This window comes from Jiangella anatolica (assembly GCF_003236295.1).
Lineage (GTDB): Bacteria > Actinomycetota > Actinomycetes > Jiangellales > Jiangellaceae > Jiangella > Jiangella anatolica.
The window spans coordinates 1-464 of record NZ_POTW01000212.1; the positions used below are offsets into that span (position 1 = coordinate 1).

Consider the following 464-nt stretch of genomic DNA (forward strand, 5'->3'; position numbering starts at 1 on the left):
TCCTTGGCCCGCCAGGTATTGCCAAAAGTTTGATCGCCCGGCGCTTAAAATTCGCCTTTCAGAATGCCCGCGCGTTTGAATATCTGATGACCCGCTTCTCCACGCCGGAAGAAGTTTTTGGTCCCCTTTCTATTCAGGCGCTAAAAGATGAAGGGCGCTATGAACGTTTAACCAGCGGTTACCTGCCGGAAGCAGAAATTGTCTTTCTGGATGAGATCTGGAAAGCGGGCCCGGCAATTCTTAATACCTTGCTCACCGCCATTAACGAGCGCCAGTTCCGCAACGGTGCACACGTAGAAAAAATCCCGATGCGTCTGCTGGTGGCGGCCTCCAACGAGCTGCCGGAAGCAGACAGCAGTCTGGAAGCGTTATATGACCGCATGCTGATTCGTCTGTGGTTAGATAAAGTGCAGGATAAAGCGAATTTCCGCTCCATGCTGACCAGTCAACAGGATGAAAACGAC

At 51.9% G+C, this 464-nt stretch carries 1 protein-coding gene; it reads left to right on the plus strand.

All coding sequences use genetic code 11. The annotated features are described in order from the left end of the window. Positions 1–464, plus strand: a 464-nt coding sequence (locus C1I92_RS33035; protein WP_158564411.1) for an AAA family ATPase, incomplete at both ends; no start/stop codon positions are given.